The 26,290-nt window shown below is 65.5% G+C and carries 21 protein-coding genes; 9 read left to right on the top strand and 12 right to left on the bottom strand.

Annotation, left to right across the window (positions count from 1 at the left end; genetic code table 11):
• The first annotated feature begins 45 nt into the window (after window positions 1-45).
• Together ACNJYD_RS02390 and ACNJYD_RS02385 are read left to right on the top strand one after the other, a co-directional pair.
• Entirely contained in the window at window positions 46-216 is a 171-nt protein-coding gene (locus ACNJYD_RS02390) for a hypothetical protein (protein ID WP_172789311.1), read from the top strand.
• Between the two features lie 165 nt (window positions 217-381).
• Entirely contained in the window at window positions 382-1,275 is an 894-nt protein-coding gene (locus ACNJYD_RS02385) for an efflux RND transporter periplasmic adaptor subunit (RefSeq protein ID WP_439365213.1), read from the top strand.
• Between the two features lie 200 nt (window positions 1,276-1,475).
• Here the strand turns inward: ACNJYD_RS02385 and ACNJYD_RS02380 are convergent, their stop codons facing one another.
• Window positions 1,476-2,324, bottom strand: a complete 849-nt coding sequence (locus tag ACNJYD_RS02380) for a caspase family protein (RefSeq protein WP_439365212.1) — start codon at window positions 2,322-2,324, stop codon at window positions 1,476-1,478.
• Between the two features lie 421 nt (window positions 2,325-2,745).
• On the opposite strand from ACNJYD_RS02380, the gene ACNJYD_RS02375 reads away from it, so the two are divergent.
• The 3 genes from ACNJYD_RS02375 to ACNJYD_RS02365 all read left to right on the top strand — a co-directional run bounded on the left by ACNJYD_RS02375 (window position 2,746) and on the right by ACNJYD_RS02365 (window position 6,783).
• Window positions 2,746-4,473: a hypothetical protein gene (locus ACNJYD_RS02375; RefSeq protein ID WP_439365211.1), complete on the top strand. Its 1,728-nt coding sequence runs from the start codon at window positions 2,746-2,748 to the stop codon at window positions 4,471-4,473.
• Between the two features lie 294 nt (window positions 4,474-4,767).
• The gene (locus ACNJYD_RS02370) at window positions 4,768-5,493 is read left to right on the top strand and encodes a thermonuclease family protein (RefSeq protein ID WP_260381636.1); all 726 of its coding nucleotides are present in this window, start codon (window positions 4,768-4,770) and stop codon (window positions 5,491-5,493) included.
• A 102-nt stretch (window positions 5,494-5,595) separates the two neighbouring features.
• Window positions 5,596-6,783, top strand: a complete 1,188-nt coding sequence (locus ACNJYD_RS02365; protein WP_172789316.1) for a pyridoxal-phosphate-dependent aminotransferase family protein — start codon at window positions 5,596-5,598, stop codon at window positions 6,781-6,783.
• Between the two features lie 181 nt (window positions 6,784-6,964).
• Here ACNJYD_RS02365 and ACNJYD_RS02360 read toward each other — a convergent pair whose 3' ends face one another.
• Both ACNJYD_RS02360 and ACNJYD_RS02355 read right to left on the bottom strand, forming a co-directional pair.
• Window positions 6,965-8,071, bottom strand: a complete 1,107-nt coding sequence (locus ACNJYD_RS02360; protein WP_439365210.1) for a hypothetical protein — start codon at window positions 8,069-8,071, stop codon at window positions 6,965-6,967.
• Window positions 8,071-9,507, bottom strand: coding sequence for an MBOAT family O-acyltransferase (locus ACNJYD_RS02355; protein WP_439365209.1), 1,437 nt, complete (start codon window positions 9,505-9,507; stop codon window positions 8,071-8,073). The genes ACNJYD_RS02360 and ACNJYD_RS02355 overlap by 1 nt, the downstream gene beginning before the upstream one ends.
• Window positions 9,508-9,827: 320 nt before the next feature.
• On the opposite strand from ACNJYD_RS02355, the gene ACNJYD_RS02350 reads away from it, so the two are divergent.
• On the top strand, window positions 9,828-11,927 hold the full coding sequence (locus tag ACNJYD_RS02350) for a S9 family peptidase (RefSeq protein WP_439365208.1): 2,100 nt from the start codon (window positions 9,828-9,830) through the stop codon (window positions 11,925-11,927).
• 262 nt (window positions 11,928-12,189) lie between these two features.
• On the opposite strand, the gene ACNJYD_RS02345 is transcribed toward ACNJYD_RS02350, so the two are convergent.
• Both ACNJYD_RS02345 and araD read right to left on the bottom strand, forming a co-directional pair.
• Window positions 12,190-12,909 carry a ribonuclease activity regulator RraA gene (locus ACNJYD_RS02345; RefSeq protein WP_439365207.1) on the bottom strand — a complete coding sequence of 240 codons (720 nt, stop codon included), beginning with the start codon at window positions 12,907-12,909 and terminating at the stop codon, window positions 12,190-12,192.
• Between the two features lie 113 nt (window positions 12,910-13,022).
• The gene (gene araD / locus ACNJYD_RS02340) at window positions 13,023-14,762 is read right to left on the bottom strand and encodes an L-arabinonate dehydratase (RefSeq protein ID WP_439365206.1); all 1,740 of its coding nucleotides are present in this window, start codon (window positions 14,760-14,762) and stop codon (window positions 13,023-13,025) included.
• A 254-nt stretch (window positions 14,763-15,016) separates the two neighbouring features.
• On the opposite strand from araD, the gene ACNJYD_RS02335 reads away from it, so the two are divergent.
• Both ACNJYD_RS02335 and ACNJYD_RS02330 read left to right on the top strand, forming a co-directional pair.
• On the top strand, window positions 15,017-15,436 hold the full coding sequence (locus ACNJYD_RS02335) for a response regulator (RefSeq protein WP_172789322.1): 420 nt from the start codon (window positions 15,017-15,019) through the stop codon (window positions 15,434-15,436).
• Window positions 15,414-19,022, top strand: coding sequence for a PAS domain S-box protein (locus ACNJYD_RS02330; protein ID WP_439365205.1), 3,609 nt, complete (start codon window positions 15,414-15,416; stop codon window positions 19,020-19,022). The genes ACNJYD_RS02335 and ACNJYD_RS02330 overlap by 23 nt, the downstream gene beginning before the upstream one ends.
• Window positions 19,023-19,222: 200 nt before the next feature.
• On the opposite strand, the gene ACNJYD_RS02325 is transcribed toward ACNJYD_RS02330, so the two are convergent.
• On the bottom strand, window positions 19,223-19,858 hold the full coding sequence (locus ACNJYD_RS02325; protein ID WP_172789324.1) for a response regulator transcription factor: 636 nt from the start codon (window positions 19,856-19,858) through the stop codon (window positions 19,223-19,225).
• 150 nt (window positions 19,859-20,008) lie between these two features.
• On the opposite strand from ACNJYD_RS02325, the gene ACNJYD_RS02320 reads away from it, so the two are divergent.
• The gene (locus ACNJYD_RS02320; RefSeq protein WP_172789325.1) at window positions 20,009-20,311 is read left to right on the top strand and encodes a hypothetical protein; all 303 of its coding nucleotides are present in this window, start codon (window positions 20,009-20,011) and stop codon (window positions 20,309-20,311) included.
• A 20-nt stretch (window positions 20,312-20,331) separates the two neighbouring features.
• On the opposite strand, the gene ACNJYD_RS02315 is transcribed toward ACNJYD_RS02320, so the two are convergent.
• From ACNJYD_RS02315 to ACNJYD_RS02290, 6 genes are all read right to left on the bottom strand, one after another.
• Complete coding sequence (locus ACNJYD_RS02315) at window positions 20,332-20,835, bottom strand: response regulator (protein ID WP_172789326.1); 504 nt, start codon at window positions 20,833-20,835, stop codon at window positions 20,332-20,334.
• A gap of 141 nt (window positions 20,836-20,976) precedes the next feature.
• Window positions 20,977-21,294 carry a PilZ domain-containing protein gene (locus tag ACNJYD_RS02310; RefSeq protein ID WP_172789327.1) on the bottom strand — a complete coding sequence of 106 codons (318 nt, stop codon included), beginning with the start codon at window positions 21,292-21,294 and terminating at the stop codon, window positions 20,977-20,979.
• Window positions 21,295-21,296: 2 nt separating this feature from the next.
• Window positions 21,297-22,175 (bottom strand): CheR family methyltransferase, encoded by an 879-nt coding sequence (locus ACNJYD_RS02305; RefSeq protein WP_172789328.1) that lies wholly within the window; start codon window positions 22,173-22,175, stop codon window positions 21,297-21,299.
• A gap of 60 nt (window positions 22,176-22,235) precedes the next feature.
• Complete coding sequence (locus tag ACNJYD_RS02300; RefSeq protein ID WP_018321619.1) at window positions 22,236-22,622, bottom strand: response regulator; 387 nt, start codon at window positions 22,620-22,622, stop codon at window positions 22,236-22,238.
• A gap of 33 nt (window positions 22,623-22,655) precedes the next feature.
• Window positions 22,656-23,129 (bottom strand): chemotaxis protein CheW, encoded by a 474-nt coding sequence (locus tag ACNJYD_RS02295; RefSeq protein ID WP_439365204.1) that lies wholly within the window; start codon window positions 23,127-23,129, stop codon window positions 22,656-22,658.
• A 27-nt stretch (window positions 23,130-23,156) separates the two neighbouring features.
• Window positions 23,157-25,958, bottom strand: a complete 2,802-nt coding sequence (locus ACNJYD_RS02290) for a hybrid sensor histidine kinase/response regulator (protein WP_439365203.1) — start codon at window positions 25,956-25,958, stop codon at window positions 23,157-23,159.
• Window positions 25,959-26,290 lie beyond the last annotated feature (332 nt).

Below are 26,290 nucleotides of genomic sequence, written 5' to 3'. Positions count from 1 at the left end.
TCATCCGTAATTTCGCGAGGCCCGGCTTGGCGTCATATCTCGGTCATGGACCGGCAGATTGTCTTCAAATGCCCCCAGACGGGCCTGAACGTGCAGCATCGGCTCACCGACGAGCCGGCTGACCGCACGCACGTATCCGTGTCCTGTCCGGCCTGCACGCGTCTGCATCTGCTCGAGCGGGCCAGCGGCAAGCTGCTGGGTGATCGGCGTCGCTGACGGCCTGAGCCCTTCGGGCGAACCTGTTCTCCAATTCCGCGACTCATCAAAGACTTGCCGCGACTGCCGGCGGCCGCGCTGCGTCCTGTTTTGGGACGACGCGGCCGTAGTGCGGGCGGCAGCCATCTGCTATCGATTGGAGGCACAGCCCCCGTGGAATTTCCGATGCGTCATTTGCCCCGCGCCGTTGCTCGAAGCCTGTATCCCGCAGCCGTCGCCGGCCTGCTCGTCCTCAGCTCCCATCCGGCCGGTGCCGCCGATGACGACGCGCCCAAAGGGCCGGCGGTCACGGTGCTGAAGGTCGCGAAATCCTGCTTCTCCGACATCGTCGAGGCCACCGGCTCGATCATCGCGCGGGAGGAAACCTCGGTGCGGCCCGAGCGTCCCGGCCTGAAGGTCACGGACGTGCTGGCCGAAGCCGGCGATACCACCACCGCCGGCCAGGTGCTGGCACGGCTGGCGCTGCCCGAGGGCGGCACGCTTCAGGTCACCGCCCCCGTGGCGGGGGTGATCGCAACCTCGACCGCGCAGATCGGCAACTTCGCCTCCGCCAAGGGCGAGGCGCTATTCACGATCGTGGCGCGCAGCGAGTACGATCTCGTCGGTCTCGTCGCCACCACCGATGTGCGCAAGCTCGCGGTCAATCAGCAGGCCACCGTCCGGATCGCAGGCGCCGGCGACATCAACGGCAAGGTGCGCCGCATCGGCCCGACCGTCGAGCCGAACATCCAGCAGGGGATGGTCTATATCGGCATCTCCTCGCAGAAGCGGCTCTTGCTGAATGCCAGCGGGCGCGCGCTGATCAAGACCGGGCAAAGCTGCAACGTCGCGGTGCCGCTGACATCGGTGCAATATTCGTCCGCCGGCACCGTCGTGCAGGTGATCCGCCGCAACCGCGTCGAGACCAAGCGTGTCGAGGTCGGATTGATGTCGGGCGGCAATATCGAGGTCCGCGACGGCCTCAACGAAGGCGACGTCGTCGTCGCCCGCGCCGGTGCATTGCTGCGCGAAGGCGATCCCGTGCGTCCGGTGATGGCGAGCGCGGAAGCGGCGAAGTAGCGGCCACGATCGTCATTGCGAGGGGCTCTTGCGACGAAGCAATCCAGGGTCTCTCCGCGGAGGGATTCTGGATTGCTTCGCTGCGCTCGCAATGACGATGCAGGTACAGTGTGCCCAAAAAACTGGGCCCCGGCTCAGCGTCGCATCATTGCATGATGCGTCGCGTCCGGGGCACGAGACGTCGCAAGACCTAAGAAAAACTAACCGCCGGCTTCGCCGAAACGGACGTCTTCGAGCAACGACGACGACACGGTCGGGACCTGGTCGCCTTCGCTGGCGCGGGAGATGGCGACGCGGGTCTTGTTGAAGACGCTCTCGGCGCTGCCGGGCTTGCTGAGATTGTTGAGGAATTCGCTGACCAGCACGCTGTGCTCGCCTTTGCCGTCGTCGACGACCTTGCCGGGCGAGGCGGAGGTGAGGATCAACGCATTGTCGGACGCGCTGATCGGCGCGAGACCGTGGCTGTAGGAGCGGAAGCGGCGCTCGTAAGGATTGCGGCGGGAGGCATCGACCACGACGAGCTTGGCCTTGGCACCCTGCTCCTTCATCATGTCGAGCACGCCGTCGATGGAGACCCCATGGCGGCGGACGTCGCCTTCCTTCCAGATCACGGCATCGACCGGCAGCATGTAGCTTTCGCGGCCGGCCTGCACGCCGTAGCCGCCGAAGAACAGCATGACGACGCTGTCGCGCGTGATCCGGGACTTCAGGCGGGTCACGGCACGGACCATGTCGTCCTTGGTCGCGTCTTCCACCATGTCGACGTCAAAGCCGTTCTTGCGCAGCGACGAGGACAGCGCGCGGGCGTCGTTGATCGACTGCGTCAGTGGCGCGCTGGCGTCGGGATAATGGCCATTGCCGATGACGAGCGCGAGGCGCGAGGTCTGGCCGATCGAGCCGGTGATCTGGTCGGTCGAGACGGCCTTGGCGGCATCGATCGCACGCATGTTGAGAGCAGCATGGGCGCCGATCACCAGCGACACCGTGCCGATGAGGGCTGCGGCGAGGGCGATCGTACGTCTGGAAAGGTCGAGCTGCTTTACATTCATCTCGCTTCGTTTCCTGTGCCAAAGACCGGCCAAGCGCGCGCACACTGTTTGAGTAGCGCGATAGCGTCTTTAGGTTTGAGGGATTGGCCGGGGAAGTGCCCCCGAATTGCGCGCAATTTGCGGCGCCGCACCAAACAAACCCTTAACCGGATATAGGCCGTGGGGCAATAGATTGCCAAAAATTTGAGCTAAGTGTCTGAATATGTTCGTTAATTCTCCTGGCTGGATTCCTGCATCATTGGCTTCCCCGTAGCCTTCCGGAGATCGACCATGCAGCCCTCGTGCCGGCTTTTCCGTGACGTTCATCACATTTGTATTTCCTGCGAATCCGGGTAGCCTTTTCAACGACTTGCAAGGGGGTGGCGCGCAGATGCCAGCGCGCCTGATATCCCCGACCAAGGCCCCCGCGACCAGGTATTTCATGAGCTTTCATTATTTTGCCGGCGCCGCCTGCCGGGCGCTGACGGCGCGGAAGGACGGCCCCTCGCTTTACGAGGTCTGCGATCCCGTATTGTCTGATACGGCCAGCGGCGATCCGCATCTGGCCAAATTCTACAAGACCGCGCTCGGCAATCCCGCGCTGCGGATCCTGCTCCGCCGCGCCGGCCTGCCCGAGCTGCGCGACGAGGGGATGCTGACGCGGCTGCGCGCGGCGCTCACCCGGGCCCGCGACGAGGCCGAGCCCGACTGGGCGGCGGTCGGGCAGCCGATCGCCGATCTCGTCGACGGCATCGCGCTCGACCATCCCAGGCCGCCGCCGGTGCCGTTCAACGCCGCCATGCCGCAGAGCGCGCAGATCGACGGCGTGATCCGCGATTGCGCGCAGCATCTGCTCGGCTCCTACCGCCGCAACGGCTTCCTGCCGACCTATGCCGCCTTCAACCTGATCGGCGATCCCGACGTCCGCGGCCGCGAGCTGATCATGGCGCTCACGGGCCTCAACGCGCGCGGCTACAAGAACTCCTCGCTGCTGTTCAACCTCGCCCGCGTCTTCATCGCGCGCTCGCCCGCGCGCGCCGTGGTCAATCCGCCCTGGAAGGGCATTGCCGAGCCGATGTGGGAGCCGGTGCAGATCCGCCATCGCTCGGCCTATTACGACGCGTTCTTCATCGAGGCCCTGCTCAGCTTCGTCGAGACCGGGCTCGCCTCGGTCGCCGACAAGATCGCGGCGGAGCGCGCGATCGCCGACATGGTCGATTTCTGCGTCAACATCAGCCGCGAGGAGGTCGAAGGCTTGGGCGGCGCGCGCTTCAACGTCATCACCGCCCTGGCGCCGGCACCGCATCCGCGCTTCTCGCGCTACTTCGCGCAGATCAAGCAGGACCTCGGCTTCGGCATCTACGTGCCGGATTGCGACACCACGGCCTGCTCGATCTCCGCGGCGACGCAGGCCGGCTGCCTTGATGCCATCATCGACCAGCCGCTCCTGGACTTCTATGCGGGTTATCAGGTGCGCGCCGGCGTCAACGAGCCCCGCGTGACCGTGCCGCTCAACGACAATATCGACTATGAGGGTGGGGTCGCGACCTGGATCGACAATCTCGCCGGCGAGCGCCCTTACGGCAACGATCTCGATCCGACGCTCAACCTCGACATTCTCGAGGTCAGCTTCCGTAACTTGGCGCGCTGGAAGGTCTTGGAGACTCCGGCGCGGCTCGCCACGGTCCATCGCATCATCGGATTCCAGAAGCGCCTCGCGGCCAGCGGCGCCTTCGCCAATCCGCGCTCGCACATCTATTATCTTCCGGAGCTCTACAGCGCCTATTTCGGCCGCTGTTATGCCGCCTTCCTGGCGCTGCCGCTGGCGGCGCAGGCCGCGATTGATCCCGCCGGCGATTTCGACTTCATCCGCCACCGCGTGCTGTCCTACGTCAAGGGCGAGTTGATGGCGGCCGAGATGAACGTGTTCGACGCCGCGCTGGCGCTGATCGCGCTCGGCCATCTCGGCGCCGACCCGCGCACCTTCGCACCGGCGCTGAACGTGATCGTCGCCGGGCTCGGTGAAGGCGGCCGCCGCGGCCCGTTCCGCGCCTATGAATGGAACAAGATGAAGACGCCGACGAGGATCCTTGTCGGCGGGCCGGAGGTGACGTCGGCATTCGTGCTGATGGGGCTGGCGGTGGCGAAGCGGGCGATGGCGCGGGGGTGATGGTCCTTTTACCCTCCCCTGGAGGGGGAGGGTCGATCGCGCGCAGCGCGAGCGGGGTGGGGTGACGGTCCCTCCGCGACGAACAGTGCCCGAGTGGAGAGATCACCCCACCCCGTCATGCAATCTCGCTTCGCTCGATCGCATGCCGACCCTCCCCCTTCCAGGGGAGGGTAAGCAACGCCGCCACAATGACAGGAAGTTGAAAGCCAATCTGTTCGGCCTGCGCTGGCCGGGCGGCCAAAAGCCGACCACAATTGCGCGGCTTATCGAGATTGTCATCACAACCGGACCGGCATGTTGCGAAAAGTCCTGATTGCGCTGTCCTTGTTCGCCATCCCTTCGCTGGCTGATGCCGCCGACATCACCGGCACGGCAAAGGTTCGCGCCGGCGATGCCGTGGTGATCGGCAACACGCGGATTCGGCTCGGCGGCATCGACGCGCCGGCGGTCGACCAGCTCTGCCTCAACACCAAGACCGAACGCTGGACCTGCGGCGTCGCGGCCCGCGACGAGCTCGCCAAATACAGCGAGGGCAAGAATTGGGTCTGCCACACCCGCGCGATCGACCGGCGCGGCCGCACCGTGGCGCGCTGCGAGGTCGGCGGCGAGGACATCCAGAAATGGCTGGTGCGCAACGGCTGGGCGCTGGCCTACACCCGCATCTCCAAGGACTACGAGCCCGACGAGGCTGCCGCGCGTGAGGCAAAGGCCGGCATGTGGCAGGGTGCCTTCATCGCGCCGTGGGACTGGCGGGAGCGCAACAAGAAGACCGCGATCCTCGGCGCGACCAAGCCGCCGGACGGCGCGCATGCGGTGCTGCTCGCTTCGGCCTCGGGGCCGGTCGCGCCGTCGCCGGATTGCACCATCAAGGGCAATGTGAACAGCGCCGGCGAGTGCATCTATCACCAGCCGACCAGCCGCTGGTACACCCAGATCAAGATGAAGATCAGCAAGGGCACCCGCTGGTTCTGCTCGGTCGAAGAGGCCGAAGCGGCCGGATGCCGGGAGACGAAGCGATAACCCAGCCCTGCGTTTTACGTGCTTTTCTCAAGGCCCTCCGCCACGTAAAACCGTGAATCAGCAACCCACCATCCTGTTCTCTGGCAATAAGGACTGACAGCAATGACCGTTCGCGCGGGCCGGGAGTTTCTGGCCATCCCCGGGCCCACCACGATGCCCGACGAGGTGCTGCGGGCGATGCACCGTCCGGCGATCGACATCTACTCCAAGGAGATGCTGGATCTGACAGAGAGCCTGCTCAGCGACATCTCGAAGCTGTTCGCGACCAAGGGCAAGTCCTACATCTACATCGCCAACGGCCACGGCGCCTGGGAAGCGGCGCTGAGCAACGTGCTGTCGCGCGGCGACAAGGTGCTGGTGCTGGAGAGCGGACGCTTTGCGATCGGCTGGGGCAACGCGGCGGCGCTGATGGGCGCCGAGGTCGAGGTGCTCAAGGGCGACTGGCGCCGCGCGGTGCGGCCGCACGAGGTCGAGGAACGCCTGCGTCGCGACAAGGAGCACAGCATCAAGGCCGTCGTCGTGGTCCAGGTCGACACCGCCTCCGGCGTGCAGAACGACATCGAGGCGATCGGCAAGGCAATCAAGGCGAGCGGCCATCCCGCGCTGTACATGGTCGACACCGTCGCCTCGCTCGGCTGCATGCCGTTCGAGATGGACAAATGGGGCATCGACGTCGCGATGTCCGGCTCGCAGAAGGGCCTGATGACGCCGCCCGGTCTCGGCTTCGTCGCCGCCAATGCGCGCGCGCTCGAGGTGCACAAGAAGGCCGGCATGTCGACGCCCTATTGGAGCTGGAGCGAGCGCGAGGGCACCGAGAATTACCGCAAATATGCCGGCACCGCGCCGGTGCATCTGTTGTTCGCCTTGCGCAAGGCGATCGACATGCTGCACGAGGAAGGCCTCGAGAACGCCTTCCGCCGCCACAGCCTGCTCGGTGAGGCCGCGCGCCGCGCGGTTGCGATGTGGTCGGAAGGCCAGGTGCTCGGCTTCAACGTCGCCGAGGCCAGCGAGCGCTCCAACACCGTGACCACGGTGACCATGAGCAACGGCCATGACCCGGCCGTGCTGCAACGCTATTGCAAGGACAAGTGCGGCGTCGTGCTCGGCACCGGCATCGGTGATCTCTCCGGACAAGCCTTCCGCATCGCCCATATGGGCCATGTGAATGCGCCGATGCTGCTCGGCACGCTCGGGGTGATTGAGGTCGGGCTGAACGCGCTGAAGATCCCGCACGGCAAAGGCGGGCTGGAGGCGGCGGTCGCGTATCTCGGCGACGAGGTGGCGGTGTAGCAAAGCGTGCTCGTGCCCCGGACGCAGCGCAGTATCGTAGGGTGGGCAAGCGAAGCGTGCCCACCACTTCTGTCGTACCGTTGAATCGATGGTGGGCACGGCGCTAAGCGCGCCTTTGCCCACCCTACGATTCCGAGCTAGCGGAAAGACCCACCCTCTCCCGTAAAAGGAGAGCGGAAGATCATCGCTCGACGCGATACGCCTCCACCTGCGCCTTCAGCTCCTCCAGCGGCGCAAGCGGTGCCTTCGAATCGACGCGGTGCTCCCCGCTCGCAAGCCATCTCAGCACCATCGCATCGATCACCGGCGAATGGTGGATGACGTCGCTGTAATTGTCGAGATCGTGCGTGACCGCCTCGAGCGCGCGGAAATCATGCAGGCGGACGTTGGGCAGTTGCGTCAGGCGCCGCGCAATGTGCGCCGTGAGATCGGTGACGATCTTCAGTGTCGCGGGCGAGGCATCGCGCATCGCGACGAATTGCAGGATCGAATAGGGCGGGAAGTAGATGTCGAAGGTCACGTCGGGGTGGCGCGCGATCAGGCCGGCGGCGTCCTGCTCGAAATGCCGGACCATGGCCTCATAGCCATAGCCCTCGCCGAGGAAGCGGCTGCGTACGGGGCTGGTGATATAGGCGAAGGCGGCGAGCGTCTTCTTCGCGTTGTAGTCTCGCGCAACGTCGAAATCCCGCGCCAGGGCGTAGATGTCGTCGATGTCTGCCAGCGCGAACTTGACCGGGAGATAGGGCGACGCAAGGGTCAGCGGCTCCCGCAGCAGCGGGACGGACCGCAGCAGCGCGAACAGGGATTCCTTCGCCATCGCCGCGCTGAACAGATAGGAGGCGACGCCTTTCGCCGTCCGGCGGTAGAGATCGACGGACAAATATGGATCGGCCTCGATATCGGCGGCATCGATGAAGATGAAGTCGTCCATCGCCCAGATCACGCGCCTTGCGCCGCGGTCGATCGCCTGCTCCAGCACGAAAGCCTGCTGGCGCGAATTGGAGCCGGTCATCGCGAGCTTGAGCGAGCGGACGCCGAGCGCGCGATCGATGTCGCTCTGGCGGAAATGGATCGCGAGCGAGGTGCCCATGAAGGCGGTGTCGAATGGCTGGCTGCGGATCAGCCCGGCATTCTGCACGCGCGTGTCCTCCGAGTAGAAGGCCGGGATCAGGCGCGAGGGGCGGAACAATTGCAGGGGATCGACGGCGAACGTAAGCGCTGCGGCGCCAAGCACGCAGGCCGCGCTTGCCAGCAGCAGACGTGTGAGATGGGTGAACGCGCCCTGCATCAGAACCGGAAATAGATGAATTCACTGTGGCTCTGGATGCCCAGGAAGCCGAAGGCGAGCACCAGCGAGGCCGCATAGAGCACCAGGGGCCGCATGCGGCCCGCCCGCAAGGCCTCGCCGACCTTGCGGTTGCCGTGGTCGTATCCCATCAGCGCTTGCGTGTTCGGCGCCAGCCACACCAGCGCCGCGTAGATCGCGACCTGCACCAGTGCTGCAATCTCCTCGCGGCCGAGCACGATGTTGGCGGGATCAGCCATCGCGTGGAGCACCCGCAGTGCCCAGGCGACGCTCTCGGCGCGGAAGAACACCCAGGCGATGACGACGGCGAGGAAGGTCAGCACGGCGCCAAGCACGCGGCCGGGGCGCGCCAGCAGCGGGGGAACGTTCGGCGCCAGCGCGCTGAAAGCGTGGTTGACGCAGAGATAAGCGCCATGCAGCGCGCCCCAAACCACGAACGTCCAGGCCGCACCGTGCCAGAGCCCGCCGAGCAGCATCGTGATCACCAGATTGACGTAGCGGAGCACGCGGCCGCGGCGGTTGCCGCCGAGCGGGATGTAGAGATAATCGCGCAGGAATTGCGACAGCGTCATGTGCCAGCGCCGCCAGAACTCGACGATGCTGGTCGCCTTGTAGGGCGAGTTGAAATTGACCGGCAGGAAGATGCCGAACATCAGCGAGATGCCGATCGCCATGTCGGAATAGCCGGAGAAGTCGAAATAGAGCTGGAACGTGTAGGCGAGCGCGCCAAGCCAGGCCTGATCGAAGCTCGGCGAGCGCGCCTCGAAAGCAAGCGCGACCAGCGGCTGGATGCCGTCGGCAAGACAGGCCTTCTTGAACAGGCCGATCGCGAAGATGATGACGCCGCAGAGAATGAGATGCGCATCCGGATGCTTGGTCTCCTCCTCCTCGAATTGCGGGATCATGTCCTTGTGATGGAGGATGGGCCCGGCGATCAGATGCGGGAAGTAGGTCACGAACAGCGCGTAATGCGGCAGCGCATAGGCCGCGACCTGGCCGCGATAAGCATCGACCAGGAACGCGATCTGGGTGAAGGTGTAGAAGGAGATGCCGACCGGCAGCAGGATGTGGATCGCGACATGCGTGCCGAGCAGCGCGTTGACGTTCTCGGCGACAAAGCCGGCATATTTGAAGATGCCGAGCATGAGGAGATCGCCGGCGACGCCGAGTGCGAGCGAAGCCTTTCGTTGCCGGTGCGTGAGCTCCGCCACGATGAGAAGATGGCCGACGCCGTAGTTGAAAGCGATCGAAAGCAGCAGAAGGGCGACGAACTGCCAGCTGCCGATGGCGTAGAAGGTGATGGAGGCCAGTGCCAGCCAGATCACCGGAGCCAGATTGCTGCGCCGGCCGAGCCGGAAATAGCCGGCGAGCACGACCGGCAGGAACAGCAGGATGAAGGGGTAGGAATTGAACAGCATCGGGCTGGACCGGCGGCGGGGATAGTTTCCCTAAAGCATACAAGGGACGGATCAACAACCCGGTGAGATGGCACGGCCTTTGGAACAGGCGAGCTGGCAATCCACGGAATCGGAACGATATAAGGGAACGCGCCTTCTCCCTCTCCCCGCCTGCGGGGAGAGGGTTGGGGTGAGGGGGAGTCTCCGCAAGGACGGTGAGAGTTGGACTCGCGGAGAGTCCCCCTCACCCGGATTGCATCTTCGATGCAATCCGACCTCTCCCCGCAGGCGGGGAGAGGTGAAGAGGAAGCACTGCGCGAACGAGAGATGATGAGGACCGAGTGACCCAAGCCAAGACGCCTTCGAAGTCCCCCGTCGCCCCGCGCCGGCCGCATGCCTTCACGCGGCACGGCATCACCGTGACCGACGATTATGCCTGGCTGAAGGATGCGAACTGGCAGGAGGTGCTGCGCGATCCCGCCGTGATCGACCCTGACATCCGCAAATATCTCGACGAGGAGAACGCCTATACCGAGAGCCTGCTCGGCCATACCGCGCCGCTGCAGAAGACGCTGGTGCGCGAGATGCGCGGGCGGATCAAGGAGGACGATTCCAGCGTGCCGTCACCCGACGGTCCCTTCGCCTATTTCCGCAGGTTTCGTGAAGGCGGGCAGCACGAGCTGTTCGGCCGCATGCCGCGCGGTGGCGGCGACGGCGAGATCGTGCTCGACGGCGACGCGCTCGCCAAGGACCACACATATTTCAAGTTCGGCGGCAGCCGGCACTCCTACGATCACAAGCTGCAGGCCTGGAGCGCCGACACCAAGGGCTCGGAATATTTTTCGATCCGCGTTCGCGACTGGGCGAGCGGTAAGGATCTCGACGATCTCGTCGAGGAGACCGATGGCGGCGTGGTCTGGGCCGCGGACTGCAAGAGCTTCTTCTATGTGAAGCTCGACGACAATCATCGGCCGATGCAGGTGTGGCGGCACAGGCTCGGCACCCAGCAGGCCGACGACACGCTGGTCTATGAGGAGCAGGATTCCGGCTGGTTCACCCACCTGCATGAGAGCACCAGCGGCCGCTTCTGCGTGATCGCGGGCGGCGATCACGAGACGAGCGAGCAACGGCTGATCGACCTCGCCAATCCCGACGTGCCGCCGCGCCTCGTCGCGGCGCGCGAGGAGGGCGTGCAATATTCGCTCGCAGACCGCGGCGACGACCTGTTCATCCTCACCAATGCCGATGACGCCATCGACTTCAAGATCGTCACCGCGCCGCTTCACGCGCCCGAGCGCAAGAACTGGCGCGATCTGATCCCGTATCGGCCCGGCATCTACATCATCGACCTCGATCTCTATGCCGGCCATCTGGTGCGGCTCGAGCGCGCCCATGCGCTGCCGTCGGTCGTGATCCGCGATCTCGCTGGCGGGGAGGAGCATGCCATCGCGTTCGACGAGGCCGCCTATTCGCTCGACACGATGGGCTCCTACGAGTTCGAGACGACTACACTGCGCTTTGCCTATTCGTCGATGACGACGCCGTCGGAAGTCTATGATTACGACATGACGAAACGGACGCGCGTGCTGCGCAAGCGGCAGGAGATTCCGTCGGGACATAACCCGGCCGACTACGTCACGACGCGCATCATGGCGAAATCGCATGACGGCGCCGAGGTGCCGGTCTCGATCCTCCATCGCCGCGGGCTGAAGCTCGACGGCACAGCGCCGCTCCTGCTCTACGGCTACGGCTCCTACGGCATGGCGATGCCGGCGTCGTTCAGCGCCAACCGCCTGTCGCTGGTCGATCGCGGCTTCGTTTACGCCATCGCGCATATCCGCGGCGGCGCCGACAAGGGCTGGGGCTGGTATCTCGACGGCAAGCGCGAGAAGAAGACGAACTCGTTCGACGATTTCGCCGCCGGCGCCCGCGCGCTGATCGATGCGAAATACACCAGCGCCAAGCGCATCATCGGCCATGGCGGCTCGGCCGGCGGCATGCTGATGGGCGCGGTCGCCAACCGTGCCGGCGAATTGTTCGCCGGCATCGTCGCCGAGGTGCCGTTCGTCGACGTGCTCAACACCATGCTCGACGACACACTGCCGTTGACGCCGCCGGAATGGCCGGAATGGGGCAACCCGATCGAGAGCGAGAAGGATTTCCGCACCATCCTCTCCTACTCGCCCTACGACAACGTCGCGGCGAAGGACTATCCGGCGATCCTGGCGATGGGCGGACTTACTGATCCCCGGGTCACTTACTGGGAGCCCGCCAAGTGGATCGCACGCCTGCGCGCCACCATGACCGGCGGCGGCCCGGTCCTGCTGCGCACCAACATGGGCGCCGGCCACGGCGGCGCGTCGGGCCGCTTCGACCGGCTGGACGAAGTCGCGATCGTCTACGCGTTCGCGCTGTGGGCGGCGGGGATGGCGGAGGCGTGACGTTTATCCCTCTCCCCGCAAGGGGCAGGGCGATTGCATGTGACTTGTGGCGCCGGCCGGCGCGCACGCCTCGTCCTTCGAGACGACCGCTGTGCGGTCTCCTCAGGATGAGGCTAAACAGCATCCGCGCTCGTTGAAGCGGTCGCCACGACCTCGGTCCTCATCCTGAGGGCCCGCCAACGGCGGGCGTCTCGAAGGATGGCCACAGGCAAGATCGAACTATATGCGATAGCCCTGACTGCAGCGGGGAAAGGCGAAGGAACTACCGCCCGTTCTTCTTGCGCCATTCCGCGAAATCGGTGAGCGTCTGGGGATCGGTGGCGGGATAGAGACCGAAAATGCCGCGGCCCTTGCCGACTTCCTCGGTGACGAAATCCTCGAATGCGGTCATCTCGAACGTTTCGTTGGCGATCTCGTCCGCAAGATGCGCGGGGATCACGATGACGCCGTCGGCATCGCCGAGAATGACGTCGCCGGGAAACACCGGCGCATCGCCGCAGCCGATCGGCACGTTGATCTCGATCGCCTGATGCAGCGTCAGATTGGTCGGCGCCGAGGGGCGATGGTGGAAGGCGGGAAAGCCGAGCCTTGAGATCTCGGCGGAGTCGCGAAAGCCGCCATCGGTGACGACGCCGGCGACGCCGCGCTTCATCAGGCGCGTCACCAGGATCGCGCCGGCCGAGGCCGCGCGCGCATCCTTGCGGCTGTCCATCACCAGCACGGCGCCCGGCGGGCACTCCTCGACCGCCTTGCGCTGCGGATGGGAGCGATCCCTGAACACGTCGATAGTGTTGAGGTCCTCTCGCGCCGGCATGTAGCGCAGCGTGAAGGCCTCGCCGACCATGGTCGGCTGGTCCGGGCTCAAGGGGCGGACATCCTGGATCATCTGGATGCGCAGGCCGCGCTTGAACAAGGCGGTGGCGACGGTTGCGGTGGAGACGGATTTGAGTTTTGTGCGGGTGGCTTCGGTGAGTTTGGTCATGATGTACTCGTCATTCCGGGGCGCGCGTAGCGCGAGCCCGGAATCGATCGGGCCGCATACGCTGGGGTGAAATGGTTCCGGGTTCGATGCTTCGCATCGCCCCGGAACGACGGTCAGTAAATCGACGGCTCGCCGATCGGCGCGCCGAAATCGGTCTCCAGGAAGTCGAAATCGCAGCCGTCATTGGCCTGCTTGATGTGCCTGGTGAACATCCAGCCATAGCCGCGTTCGAAGCGGCGCGCGGGCTGCTTCCAGGCGGCGCGGCGTTTTGCGAGCTCGGCTTCGGAGACGTCGAGATTGATGGTGCGCGCGGCGACGTCGAGCGTGATGCGGTCGCCGTTCCGCACCAGCGCCAGCGGACCGCCGATATACGATTCCGGCGAAACGTGCAGGATGCAGGCGCCATAGCTGGTGCCGCTCATGCGCGCATCCGAGATGCGCACCATGTCGCGCACACCCTGCTTCACGAGCTTGGTCGGGATCGGCAGCATGCCCCATTCCGGCATGCCGGGGCCACCTTGCGGCCCGGCATTACGCAAGATGAGGATGTGATCCTCGGTGACGTCGAGGTTGGGATCGTCGACCGCCTTCTTCATCGAGGGATAGTCGTCGAACACCAGCGCCGGCCCGGTGTGCCTGAGGAAGCGCGGCGCGCAGGCGGAGGGTTTTATGACGCAGCCGTCGGGCGCAAGATTGCCCGTGAGCACGGCGAGCGCGCCTTCCTTGTAGATGGGATTGTCGATGCCGCGGATCACGTCGGCATTGTACACCTCGGCGCCCGCGATGTTCTCAGCCACCGTCTTTCCAGTGACGGTGACACACTCGAGATGCAGATGCGGCTTGATCTGGCTCATCAGCGCCGGCAGGCCACCGGCGTAGAAGAAGTCCTCCATCAGGTACGTCTCGCCGCTCGGCCGCACGTTGGCGATGACGGGCACCTTGCGGCTGGCCTTCTCGAAATCGTCGAGGCCGATGTCCTGGCCGGCGCGGCGGGCCTGCGCGATCAGATGGATGATGGCGTTGGTGGAGCAGCCCATCGCCATCGCGACCGCAATGGCATTCTCGAACGCCTTGCGGGTCTGAATCGTCTTCGGCGTCAGATCCTCCCACACCATGTCGACGATGCGGCGGCCGCATTCACTGGCCATGCGGATGTGGTTGGCATCCGCGGCGGGAATCGAGGAAGCGCCGGGCAGCGTCATGCCGATCGCTTCTGCAATCGCGGTCATGGTCGAGGCGGTGCCCATGGTCATGCAGGTGCCGTAGCTGCGGGCGATGCCGGCCTCGATATCGAGCCAGTCCTTGTCGGAGATCTTGCCGGCGCGGCGCTCGTCCCAATACTTCCAGCCGTCGGACCCGGAGCCGAGCGTCTTGCCCTTCCAATTGCCGCGCAGCATCGGGCCTGCCGGCAGATAGATCGCCGGGATGTTCATCGAGGTCGCACCCAGCAGCAGCGCCGGCGTGGTCTTGTCGCAGCCGCCCATCAGCACCACGCCGTCGACCGGATGGCTGCGCAGCAGCTCCTCCGCGTCCATTGCCAGCAGGTTGCGATAGAGCATGGTGGTGGGCTTGAGCAGTGATTCCGACAGCGACAGCGCCGGCAGCTCCAGCGGCAGGCCGCCCGCCATCAGGATGCCGCGCTTGACGTCCTCGACGCGAGACTTGAAGTGCATGTGGCAGGGCTGCGCGTCCGACCAGGTGTTGAGGATCGCGATGATCGGGCGGTCCTTCCACTCCTCCGGCGCGTAGCCCATCTGCATGGCGCGGGAGCGGTGGCCGAACGAGCGCAGATCATCGGGCGCGAACCAACGCGCGCTGCGGAGCTGGTCGGGCGTTTTCTTCTTGTTGGTCATCGCATTCCTTGTCCGTCCGGAGGATTGGCCCTGCTCTTCTCACAGGCGATCCACCCCCGGCAAGGCGCTGGGCTGGCGGATGGCGAACCTCTGCTATGCACTCAGGCGGGCATATTTGGCGGTGCAGCGCAATAAATCGGCAGCACCGGCCGAAGTGCTTGCCGGCAGACGAGAAACCGCGCAACAATTTCGAGTTGATTGGCTTGATTTGCGGTTGGTGGGACTAACTCCGCCGACTCCGGAGGATTTCAGACGTGGCCAACATCCTGATCGTGGATGACGATCCGGCCGTCCAGTTCACCATCCGGCTGCTGCTGGAACGGGCTGGTCATCACGTGACGGTCGCCGGGGATGGCCGCAAGGGGCTGGCGCTGTTCGAGGCGAGCCGGTTCGACCTGCTGTTTCTCGACATCTTCATGCCCGGCATGGACGGACTGGAGACGATGCGTCACATTCGGGTGCTGGCCCCGGCCGTTCCGATCGTCGTCATCTCCGGCCGTTCGAGCACGCCGGATGCCTATGCGGAGCCGGATTTCCTGAAGATGGCGACCAAGCTCGGCGCGGTCGCCAGCCTGCAAAAGCCGTTCCGGCCCGGTACACTGCTCGCCGTGGTCGCAGATTGCCTGAAGGCCCACGAGCCGGAGGGGTCCGATGTCCGCTCCGGCCGCCGATGACAAGGGCACCTCCTCTGCTGCAAGCCAGAAATGGCGCAGCGATACGGCGGGTCCGGCGAAATTCCCCATGAGAGCAGCAACGACGCTGGCCACGCGGCTGGCCATCGCGATGATCCTGCTGGTGGCGGTTACCGTGGCCGCGGTCGGATGGCTCGGCTATCGCAACACCACACAGGCCGTCATTCCGCGGGTGCTGGAGCGGGTCGAAGCCCAATCGCGCCTGCTCGCGACCAACCTTGAATCCTACGTTGCCGGCGTGCGCGGCGATCTGGTCGGCTATCGCGCCGCAGCGGCGATCAACGGCCTGATCCGCGCTCATGTCGGCGGAGGGCTCGATCCCGTGGATGGCGTCTCGGAGCAAACCTGGCGCGAGCGTATCGCGGCACGGCTCGCGGCCGAGATCGAGGCCAAGCCCATCTACGGGCAGTTCAGGATCATCGGCGTCGACAACGACCAGCGCGAACTGGTCCACGTCGATCGCTCCGGACCGAACGGAGCAGTCAGGATCGCCCCGGACGGTGAACTGGAGCGCAAGAGCGACCGAGCCTACTTCCAGGAAGCCATACGGCTCGCGCCCGGCGAAATCTATGTGTCTCCCATCGAGCTCGCCACGCGTCAGGGGGGAACGAGGGCGTCCCACGCGCCGACTTTGCGGGTCGCGATGCCGCTGTTCACAGCCGACGACAAGCCGTTCGGCATCATCGTGGCCAATGTCGACATGCGCCCGGCACTCGACCGGGTCCGTGCGACAACGACCTCCGGCGGAGAGATCCACGTTGTAAACGCGCGCGGCGACTATCTCGTCCATCCCGACCGTATGCGCGAATTCGGCGCAGCGCATGACCGCCCCAACGACTGGCGCAAGGACTTTCCATACTTCGGGGCTCTGACGGGCACGCTGGAAGGATCCACGCGGCTCATGACCGATTCATCGGGCCGGCCGAGCGGGGCAGCGCTGGCGCCGACCCTGCTCGCGGGCAAGGAATGGGTCGCCATCATCGAAACGATCCCTGCGCCCGTGTTCGGCCGCGTGCCGGCCGCCATTCAAAAAACGTCCCTGCTCGTCGGCGTGCTGGCCGTTCTCGCCGCAGCTGCCCTCGCGGTGCTGCTGGCGCGCTCGTTGACCCGCCCGATCGGGCGCCTGACGGAGGCGGTGCAGGCCATCGGCAGCGGACGTCCCGCAGACATCCCCGTCGATGCCAGCGGCGAAACCGGCGTGCTGGCGCGGGCCTTTGCCCGGATGGTGGAGGAGATGCGCGCGAAAACAGCCGCGCTCGAACGCGAGATCGAGGAGCATCGCCGCACCGAGGCGGCGCGAAGCCATCATGCGGCGCGCGAGAGCCTGTTCAGCGCCGCGGTGGAATCGTCCGACGATGCGATCGTGATGCAGACGCTCGATGCCGTCATCACCGGCTGGAATCCGGCCGCCGAACGCCTTTACGGCTATACGGCGGAGGAGGCGATCGGCAAGCCCACGTCGATCATTGTCCCACCCGACCGCCGCGAGCACGGCAAGGACTATCTGCGGCGGATCGCGCGGGGCGAGCCGATCGAACGCTTCGAGACGGTCCGCCTGCGCAAGGACGGCACGCCGGTCGAGATTTCGCTCGGCCTGTCGCCGATCAAGGGACCGGCGGGCGAGGTCATCGGCGCCTCGGGAAGCGCGCGCAGCCTGACCGAGGCGCGACGCGCCGAGCGGGCCCTCCAGAACCAGCTGGAGGAGCGGCGGCAGATCTTCGAGACGTCGCAGGACCTGATCATGGTCATGGACGCGCGAGCCCATGTCGCGCAGATCAGCCCGAGCAGCCAGACCATTCTCGGCTATCGACCGGACGAGATGATCGGCCGCAGCGGCGCCGACTTCATTCATCCCGCTCATCTGGAGCAGTCCCGTGCCGAAATGCGCGCGATGCGCCGCGGCGAGCGCGTCAAGCTCGCCGACACGCGCTGCCTCCACAAGAACGGGCACGAGGTCTGGCTGTCCTGGCTCGGCAGCTGGTCCGAGCCCGCCAAGCGCTTCTTCTTCGTCGGGCGCGACATGACCGAAGCGCGGCTCGCGCAGGAATCGCTGCGCGAGAGCGAGCGGCTCGCCCGCAACATCGTCGAGACCTCGCTCGACGCCTTCGTCCAGACCGACGAGACCGGAAGCATCCTGAACTGGAACTCGCAGGCCGAGCAGCTGTTCGGCTGGCGCCGCGACGAGGTGCTCGGCAAGAGCACGATCGACCTCATCGTCGCCGAGGGCGAACGCGAGAGGGTCAGGGCGGGGCTGAAGCAATTCCTGGCCGAAGAGGACGGCACGACGCTGAACCGCCGCCGCGAGCTGATGTGCCGCCGCCGCGACGGCAAGGAATTCAGGGCCGAGCTGAGCGTCACCGCGCTGAAGCGGCGCGAGGGCCTGCTGTTCAACGTCTTCTACCGCGACCTCACCGACAAGATCGCCGCCGAGGAGCGCATCCGCCACGCCGAGAAGATGGAGGCGGTCGGCCAGCTCACCGGCGGCGTGGCGCATGATTTCAACAACATTCTCACCGTCATCACCGGGACGATCGAGATTCTTGCGGAGGCGGTCGCCAAGGAGCCGCAGCTCGCGGCCATCACCAAGATGATCGACGAGGCCGCCGCGCGCGGCGCCGATCTGACCCAGCACCTCCTTGCCTTCGCCCGCAAGCAGCCGCTCCAGCCGCGCGAGATCGACATCAACTCGCTGATCGTCGACACCGCGAAATTGCTGCGTCCGACGCTGGGCGAGCAGATCCAGATCGAATCGGTGTTCGAGGACGAGAATTGCGTCGCCATCGTCGATCCCAACCAGCTCACCACCGCGATCCTCAACCTGGCGCTGAATGCGCGCGACGCCATGCCCGGCGGCGGCAAGCTGATCGTGGAGACCGGCGCCGCCTATCTCGACGAGGTCTATGCCGGCGCCAACGACGTGCCGCCGGGGCACTACGTGCTGATCGCGGTGAGCGACACCGGCACCGGGATTCCCGCGCACATGCTGCCCAGGGTGTTCGACCCCTTCTTCACCTCGAAAGGACCGGGCAAGGGCACCGGGCTCGGGCTTTCGATGGTCTACGGCTTCATCAAGCAGTCCGCAGGTCACATCAAGATCTACAGCGAGGAGGGCCACGGCACCACGATCAAGATGTATCTGCCGCCCGGCAAGACGCCGACGGCGAGCGGCGAGGGCGTGACGCCGGCGACGATCGAGGGCGGACACGAGACGATCCTGGTCGTCGAGGACGACCGGCTGGTGCGGGACTACGTGCTCGCGCAGCTGCATTCGCTGGGCTACGTCACCCTGCAGGCCGCGGACGCCGCGGAGGCGCTCGCGATCGTCGCCGCCGGCAAGCCGTTCGACCTTCTGTTCACCGACGTCATCATGCCCGGCAAGATGAACGGACGGCAGCTCGCGGACGAGCTGATGAAGACGCGCCCGGATCTCAAGGTGGTCTACACGTCAGGCTATACCGAGAACGCGATCATCCATCACGGCCGGCTGGATTCCGGCGTGATGTTGCTGGCCAAGCCCTATCGCAAATCGGATCTGGCACGGATCATCCGCAAGGCGCTGAGCGGGTGAGAGCCGTAGCCCGGATCGAGCGCAGCGCAATCCGGGAACAAGTGTTGAAGCCTGCACGAGCGCGAACTTAGCGGCGCAGCGAGCTCTCGTAGGGTGGGCAAAGGCGCACTTGCGCCGTGCCCACGATCTCTTCCACTGCGTCACGTGAAGTTCGTGGGCACGCTTCGCTTTGCCTACCCTACGGCATCTCACGTATCACGCTACGACGCGCGCTGGGCCGCGGTCATCACGATGCGGATCAGGTCGGCGGCATTGCGTGCGCCGAGCTTCTTCATGATGTTGGCGCGGTGGTCCTCGATGGTGCGCGGGCTGATGCCGAGCGTGCGGCCGGCCTCCTTGTTGGAGGCACCGGCGGCGAACTGCTCGAGCACCTCGCGCTCCCTGCGCGTCAGCGGCTCGCGGCCGGGGAAATGCAGCGAGCCGAATTTCGGCGACGCGTTCTCCGCCTGCCGGCGTGCATAGGCACCGATCGCCTCGTCGAGGCGGCCGACGATCTCGCTGCCGCGGAACGGCTTCTCGATGAAGTCGAGTGCGCCGCTCTTGATCGCGCCCACCGCCATCGCGATGTCGCCCTGCCCGGAGATCATGAAGATCGGTGCCGGGTAGTCCTCGCCGTGCAGCTCCTTCAGGATGTCGAGACCCGACTTTCCGGGAATATTCACGTCGAGCAGGATTGCAGCCGGTGTGCGGTTTCGCGCGACCGAGAGCAGCGCTGCACCGTCGGCGAAACAGATCACCTCATAGCCCGCCGCCTTCAACACCATCGACAAGGTGTCGCGAACGGCAGGGTCGTCGTCGACCACGAAGATTTCACCGCGAGAGCTTTGTTCGGCCATGTGCCACATCCGGTTGGCATGAAGGACTCGCGTTCCGCGCCATTCGTTATGGCGCTCGGCGCGGATTCGGCCCACCCGTATTTGTACGGGACATGGACTTAACGCACAAGTAGCGGCATGGCGCCTAATTGCGGTGGACGGAGAATATCCATGCTAAATTTGGCCGACACGCCGCCTCCCGTCGCAACGCCCGAAATCGCGAGCCGTGAGCTGATTGCGGCGGACCTTCGTTTGCTGATCGCACAGATCGAGACCAGCATGCGCCGGATCGCCGCAGCCATGGACCAAGAACACGGCAGCGATCCGGAAGGTTCCGCGGATATCGTCGTGCTCGACGACGTCACGCCCCGCTACGCCAGCGCGAGCGCGGCCCTCAATGCCTGCCGGGCGGGCCTCGGCCACGCCCTGCAATGCCTATCGGAATCCGGCAACGCGGCGGGCGGCAGCATCTGACCGCATGGCAGCTCCGCGAGCTAGGCGCGGTGCCGCTCCACGATAGCGTCGGTGGCGACACCACCCCAGGTGTGAATCGCCGGCAGGCCCATCGCGGTCTTGCCGAGATTGGCGAGGCTGATGCGCAGCGCCGCGAGATCCAGCGGCTTCGGCAGGCTCTGGAGCTCGATCCCGACGGAACGGGCGAAGCTGCGGGCGGCACTGCGGCGCTTGCCGTCCATGCCGCTGATGACGATCACGGAGCCGGCGAACTTGGCGCTCGCCATCTCGCGCAGCACGTCGACGCCGTCGCCATCCTCCAGCACGAGGTCGAGCGTCACGCAATCGAAGCGCGCAGCGCGCAGCTTCTCGATCGCGTCCGCAACGGATGGCGCCACGGTGACCTCGTGGCCGGCCTGCTTGGCCGCGACCGTGATCAGGCTGCGCTGCGTGGCGTCGTCGTCGACCACCAGGAGCTGAAGCGCACGCCGTTCAGTGCCGTCGGGCAGGTTTGACGAGATCGGGGAAAGAGAACTTCTGGGCATTGCCGTATCCTGAGATTGAGAGCGTCAATGGATACACGGCTCGCGCTTAGGCCGCGTAAAGCTGCTGCGAGCAATTGACTCCGAAGTCTTCAGCAAATGTGAAGCAAAGTGTCGGAAAGCGTGGCGACAGTGGCGGCGGGATCAGGCCGCGGCGTCGTGACCGCCGGCCGCACCGCGCTTCTTCCGATTCTTGCCGCGCAGGAACTGGATATCCATTTCGGCACCGTTGACACGGACCAACTCGCAGCGACGATAGGCGAGACCCGTGGACGACAGCAGCAGGAAGAACTCTTTCAGGTTCAAGCCCTGGATCGAGCCCTCCACCGTGAGAACGGCGTCGGTGTCGGAGATCGCGTTGAGCTTGCAGTCGCGCCGCCAGGTGCCGTCGATGGCCATGATGCAGACATCATAACCGCGGCTGAAAGTCACGCGCTCGACGCCCTTGCCCTCCTCGGCCATGATTATCGTCCCGCCACCGCCGCCATGCGCGGCGCCGCACCGGCGAGAACCGGCTTGGCCGCTGCCGCGCGCGGATCGTTCGGCTTGTAGAGGCCGCGCCGCTCCGGAATCGGCCGGAACGTGTCGGTCAGCCCGACCACGGTTTCGGCAGCGCCGAGCACCAGGAAGCCGTCGGGCTCGATCTGGCGCGCCAGGCGGTTGAAGATGTTGATCTTGGTGTCCTGATCGAAATAGATCAGCACGTTGCGGCAGAAGATGACGTCGAAGGTGCCGAGCTGGGCGAAATCGTGCAGCAGGTTGAGCTGCCGGTGCTGGATCATCGCCCGCAATTCGGGATTGATCTGCCAGGTCTCGCCGATCTGCTTGAAATATTTCACCAGCATCTGGATCGGCAGGCCGCGCTGCACCTCGAACTGGCTGTAGACGCCGGCCTTGGCCTTCTCCAGCACCTCTTGCGACAGGTCGGTGGCGATGATCTCGACGCGCCAGCCGGTGAGGGCCGCGCCCATCTCCTTCAGACACATCGCCAGCGAATAGGGCTCCTGCCCGGTCGAGCCGGCGGCACACCAGATGCGCACGCTGCGCTTGGCCGCACGCGCCCTGATGATCTCCGGCATGATGTGGTCGCGGAAATGATCGAACGGGACCTTGTCGCGGAAGAAGAAGGTCTCGTTGGTGGTCATGGCTTCGACCACGTCGGTGATCAGCTGGCGCGAGCCGCCTTGCAGCTTCTGCACGAGCTCGGCGATGCCAGAGATCCCGGCCTTGCGGGCCAGCGGCATCAAGCGGCTTTCGATCAGATATTGCTTGTCTGCGGACAGGTCGAGACCGGAATTGTCCTTCAGGAACTTGCGCAGATACTCATACTCGGTCGGGGTCACGGATGGCCTCTTCGAACTGTACTGGAACACTCTGGCCCAAGCACTTTGGGCCAGACACACTCAGACCATGGCTTGTCCGACCGGGATCAAACCAACTTCAGCGAACTTGTCGGCGATGATATCTTTGTCGAAGGGCTTCATGATGTACTCATTGGCGCCGCCGCTGAGCGCCTGAGCGATATGAGCCACGTTGTTCTCGGTGGTGCAGAACACCACCTTCGGCTGATCGCCGCCGGGCAGGCGGCGCATGTGGCCCATGAACTCGAAGCCGTCCATGACCGGCATGTTCCAGTCGAGCAGCACCGCATCGGGCAGCTGCCGCTGACAGATCTCGAGCGCCTTCGAGCCGTCCTCGGCCTCGGTGACCTCGAACTCGAGGCCTTCCAGGATCCGGCGTGCGATCTTGCGCACGACGCTGGAATCATCGACCACCAAACAGGTTTTCATTTTGGTTCTCCGGCTTCGATGCTTTTCGTTGGCTCACGCGGCCATTTGCACTTTGGTTTCGAGCTCGAGGACGCGATCGACGTCGAGCACGACCATGAGCTGGCCGTCGAGGCGGTGGACGCCGCCGGCGAGCTTGGCCATGCGGGGGTCGAGGTTGACGGGGTTCTCCTCCATGCCGGCCTCGGGCAGGCGCAGCACCTCGCCGATCTGGTCGATCAGCAGGCCGTAGGATTCGCCGCGCAGGTCGACGCCGACCGCCATCGGCACCTTGCCGTCTTCGGCCTTGGGCAGGCCGAGGCGGGCACGCATGTCGACCACGGTGACGATGCGGCCGCGCAGATTGAGGACGCCCGCGATCTCGTGCGAGGACAGGGGCACGCGGGTGACGCGCTCGGGCATGAACACGTCCTGGACGCGCGAGATCGGCAGGCCGAACAGCTGGCCGCCGATCATCGCGGTGACGTACTCGACCATGGCGCCTTCAGCGGACTGGGTCTTCTTGCTCATCTCGGTGTCTCCTGATCCCCGTCCGGCTTACGCCGCGGCCCGGCTCAGCTCGGAGGCGCCGGCGGCGCCCGCGGTCTGCTCCTTCAGCGCCGCGATCAGACCGGGCCGGTCGAACTTGGCGACGTAATCGTGGAAGCCGGCCTGCCGGCCGCGCTCGATCGCCGCCGGCGACACCAGCGCCGAGAGGCCGATGATCGGCGTCGCGGCGAGGTTGTTGTCGGAGCGGACGACTTCGGCGAACTCGAACCCGTTCATGTCGGGCATCTCGATGTCGGTCAGGATCACGTCGAAACTCTGGGCGCGCAGGGCGGCGAGGCCTTCCTGCGCGGTCGGCGCGGTGCGGACGCGGTAGCCGGCGGCCTTCAGCACCGGCGCCAGCATGTTGCGGAAGAACGCCGAGTCGTCGACCAGCAGCACCGACTGCGAGTGCAGCGACGGCTTCATCTCCTTGCGGGTGAACCAGTCGGCGAACGCCATCGGCAGGAAGTGGCCGACGTCGATCACCTCGGTGGCCTGGCCCTTGATCACGGCCGAGCCGAGAATGCCGGAGGAGGAGCCGCCGACCTCGATGTTGAGGCGTTCCTCGACGATGTCGATGATCTCGTCGACGACGAGGCCCATGGAGCGGCCGTCGTCGGCGAACACCAGGATCGGCTGGGCGCCCTGGCTGGCAATGGTGACGCCGTCCATGGCGACCAGCGGCATCAGCTGCTCGCGGTACTGCACCATGTAGCGGCCGTTACTGAACTCGATCTTGTCGGCGGGCAGCTCTTCCAGGCGCGTGACGAGGCCAAGCGGGACCGCCTTGGGCTGCGACGAGCCGGCGCGGAACACCAAGAGCGAGGTGGTCTGCTCGCCGGAGCCGATGTGATGGGCGCCGTTCTCGTCGCCCATGTCATGGGCCGAGGAGCCGGCGGCGCCGAGCGCTTTCGCAATGCCGTTGGGATCGATGATCATGATCACCGCGCCATCGCCCAGAATGGTGTTGCCGGAGAACATGTCGATGTGACGCAGCTTGGTCGACATCGGCTTGACCACGATCTCTTCGGTGTGGAACACGCCGTCGACGACGATGCCAAAGGTCTGGCTGCCGACCTGGGTGACCACGATGAAGCCGTTCTCGGGATCGCTGGCGGCGCCGTCGTCGATCTTCAGGAGCTTCTTGAGGTGGATCAGCGGCAAGAGCTTGTTGCGCAACCTGAGGACCGCGGTGTCCTTGATGCGCTCGATGCGGTGCTCGGAGTTGGCGCGGGCCCGCACCAGCTCGACCACCGAGAGCTGCGGAATCGCAAAGCGGTCGCCGGCGGCTTCGACGATCAGCGCCGAGACGATGGCGAGCGTCAGCGGGATCTTGATGGTGACGGAGGAGCCTTCACCCGCGACCGACTTGATGTCGATGGTGCCGCCGATCTGGTCGATATTGGTGCGGACCACGTCCATGCCGACGCCGCGGCCCGAGACCGAGGTGATGGCGGCCGCGGTGGAGAAGCCCGGCGCGAAGATGAACTTGTGGATCTGGGCTTCGCTCATCTTCTCCAGCTCGGCCTCGGTGACGAGACCTGAGGAAAGCGCCTTGGCCTTGATCTTCTCGGTGTTGAGGCCGCGGCCGTTGTCGGCGATGCAGATGATGATGTGGCCGCCCTCGTGATAGGCGGAGAGGCGGATGGTGCCCTGCTCGCCCTTGCCGCTGGCGAGGCGTTCGGCGGGGGTCTCGAGGCCATGATCGGCGGAGTTGCGCACCATGTGGGTGAGCGGGTCCTTGATCAAATCGAGCACCTGGCGGTCGAGCTCGGTGTCGGCGCCGTGCATCTCGAGCTCGATCTGCTTGCCGAGTTCGGATGAGAGGTCGCGGACGATGCGGGGCAGCTTCTGCCAGGCATTGCCGATCGGCTGCATGCGCGTCTTCATGACGCCCTCCTGCAGCTCGGCGGTGACGTTGGAGAGGCGCTGCAAGGGCACCTTGAACTCGGTGTCCTCGTTGCGGCGGGAGATCTCCAGGAGCTGGTTGCGGGTCAGGACCAGCTCGGAGACCATGGTCATCAGGTGCTCCAGCGTATCCACGTTGACACGGATCGACTGGTTGGCGATGCGGTCGCCCTCGACCGCGGTCTCGTCGGCCATCGACTTCTTCGGCGCGGCCTTCTCCTTGGGCGCCTTTGCGGCTTCCTTGGCAACGGCGGCTTCGGCAGCCGGCGCAGGTGCAGCCTTGACCTCAGTCTTGGCCACGGGCGCGGCGACCGGCGCTTCGATCGCGGTCTCGCGGAAGGCGCGCTCGAGCTCGTCGAGCGAGACCTCGCCCGGACGCAGCGGGCGCTCCAGGGTCTGCTCGACCAGCGAGCCCGTGGTCATCTCCTTGGCAGGCGCCGCGGCCGGGGCGTCGGGCGCCAGCGGCGGCGCATCGGCAACGGGGGTGCCGGCCGGCATCGGCTGCGCCGAGCCTGACATGGCGGCCATGCCCTGCTCGACCATGGCCTCCAGCTTGTCGATGAGATCGCGGTCGTTCCCTTCAGGCTCGGCCTCGGTTGCCTCCAGGCCGGCCAAAATCTCCTTGATGCGGTCGATCGAGGACAGGATCACCGTCACCGCCTCGGCGGTGACAGGCATGCCGTCACGGAATTTGCCCATCAGGGTCTCGCCGGCATGCGCCAGCGCTTCCAGCCGCGGCAGGCCGAGAAAGCCGCAGGTGCCCTTGATGGTGTGGACCAGGCGGAAGATGTTATCCAGGATCTTGGCGTTGTTCGGCTCCTGCTCGAACTTCACCAGCTGATTGTCCACGGTGTCCAGGCTCTCGCTGGTCTCCGTCAGAAACTCCCGCAACAGATCATCCATGAGCTACGCCTTACTGACCTGGGCCGCAAACGCGACGTCCGAGCCACCCTCGGCACGGACGGAAGCCCCTATCCTGGATCGTTAGACATCCCCTTTCACAGTCCCGTTAATTTCATCCTCCGTGCTACTACGGATATTGAAGAGAAGTTTGCGGTTCTGCTGCATGCTGCAGCGCTTTTCGGCAAAACCGCCTCCGCGTCGCAACGGCGGGAGCCGCGCGGTCAACGAGCCGATAATTGCGCGACGAGGCGCGTGGGAAAGTCCTGCTCGCAAAGAACGATAGGGCCGGCCCGCAGGCGGTTGGCGCGGGCCGCCCGCAATCGGCGGGGCTC

The organism is Bradyrhizobium sp. SPXBL-02, from assembly GCF_051853065.1.
Classification (GTDB): domain Bacteria; phylum Pseudomonadota; class Alphaproteobacteria; order Rhizobiales; family Xanthobacteraceae; genus Bradyrhizobium.
Note: the sequence above shows the minus strand (reverse complement) of the source record. Positions and strands in the feature narration are given on the sequence as shown.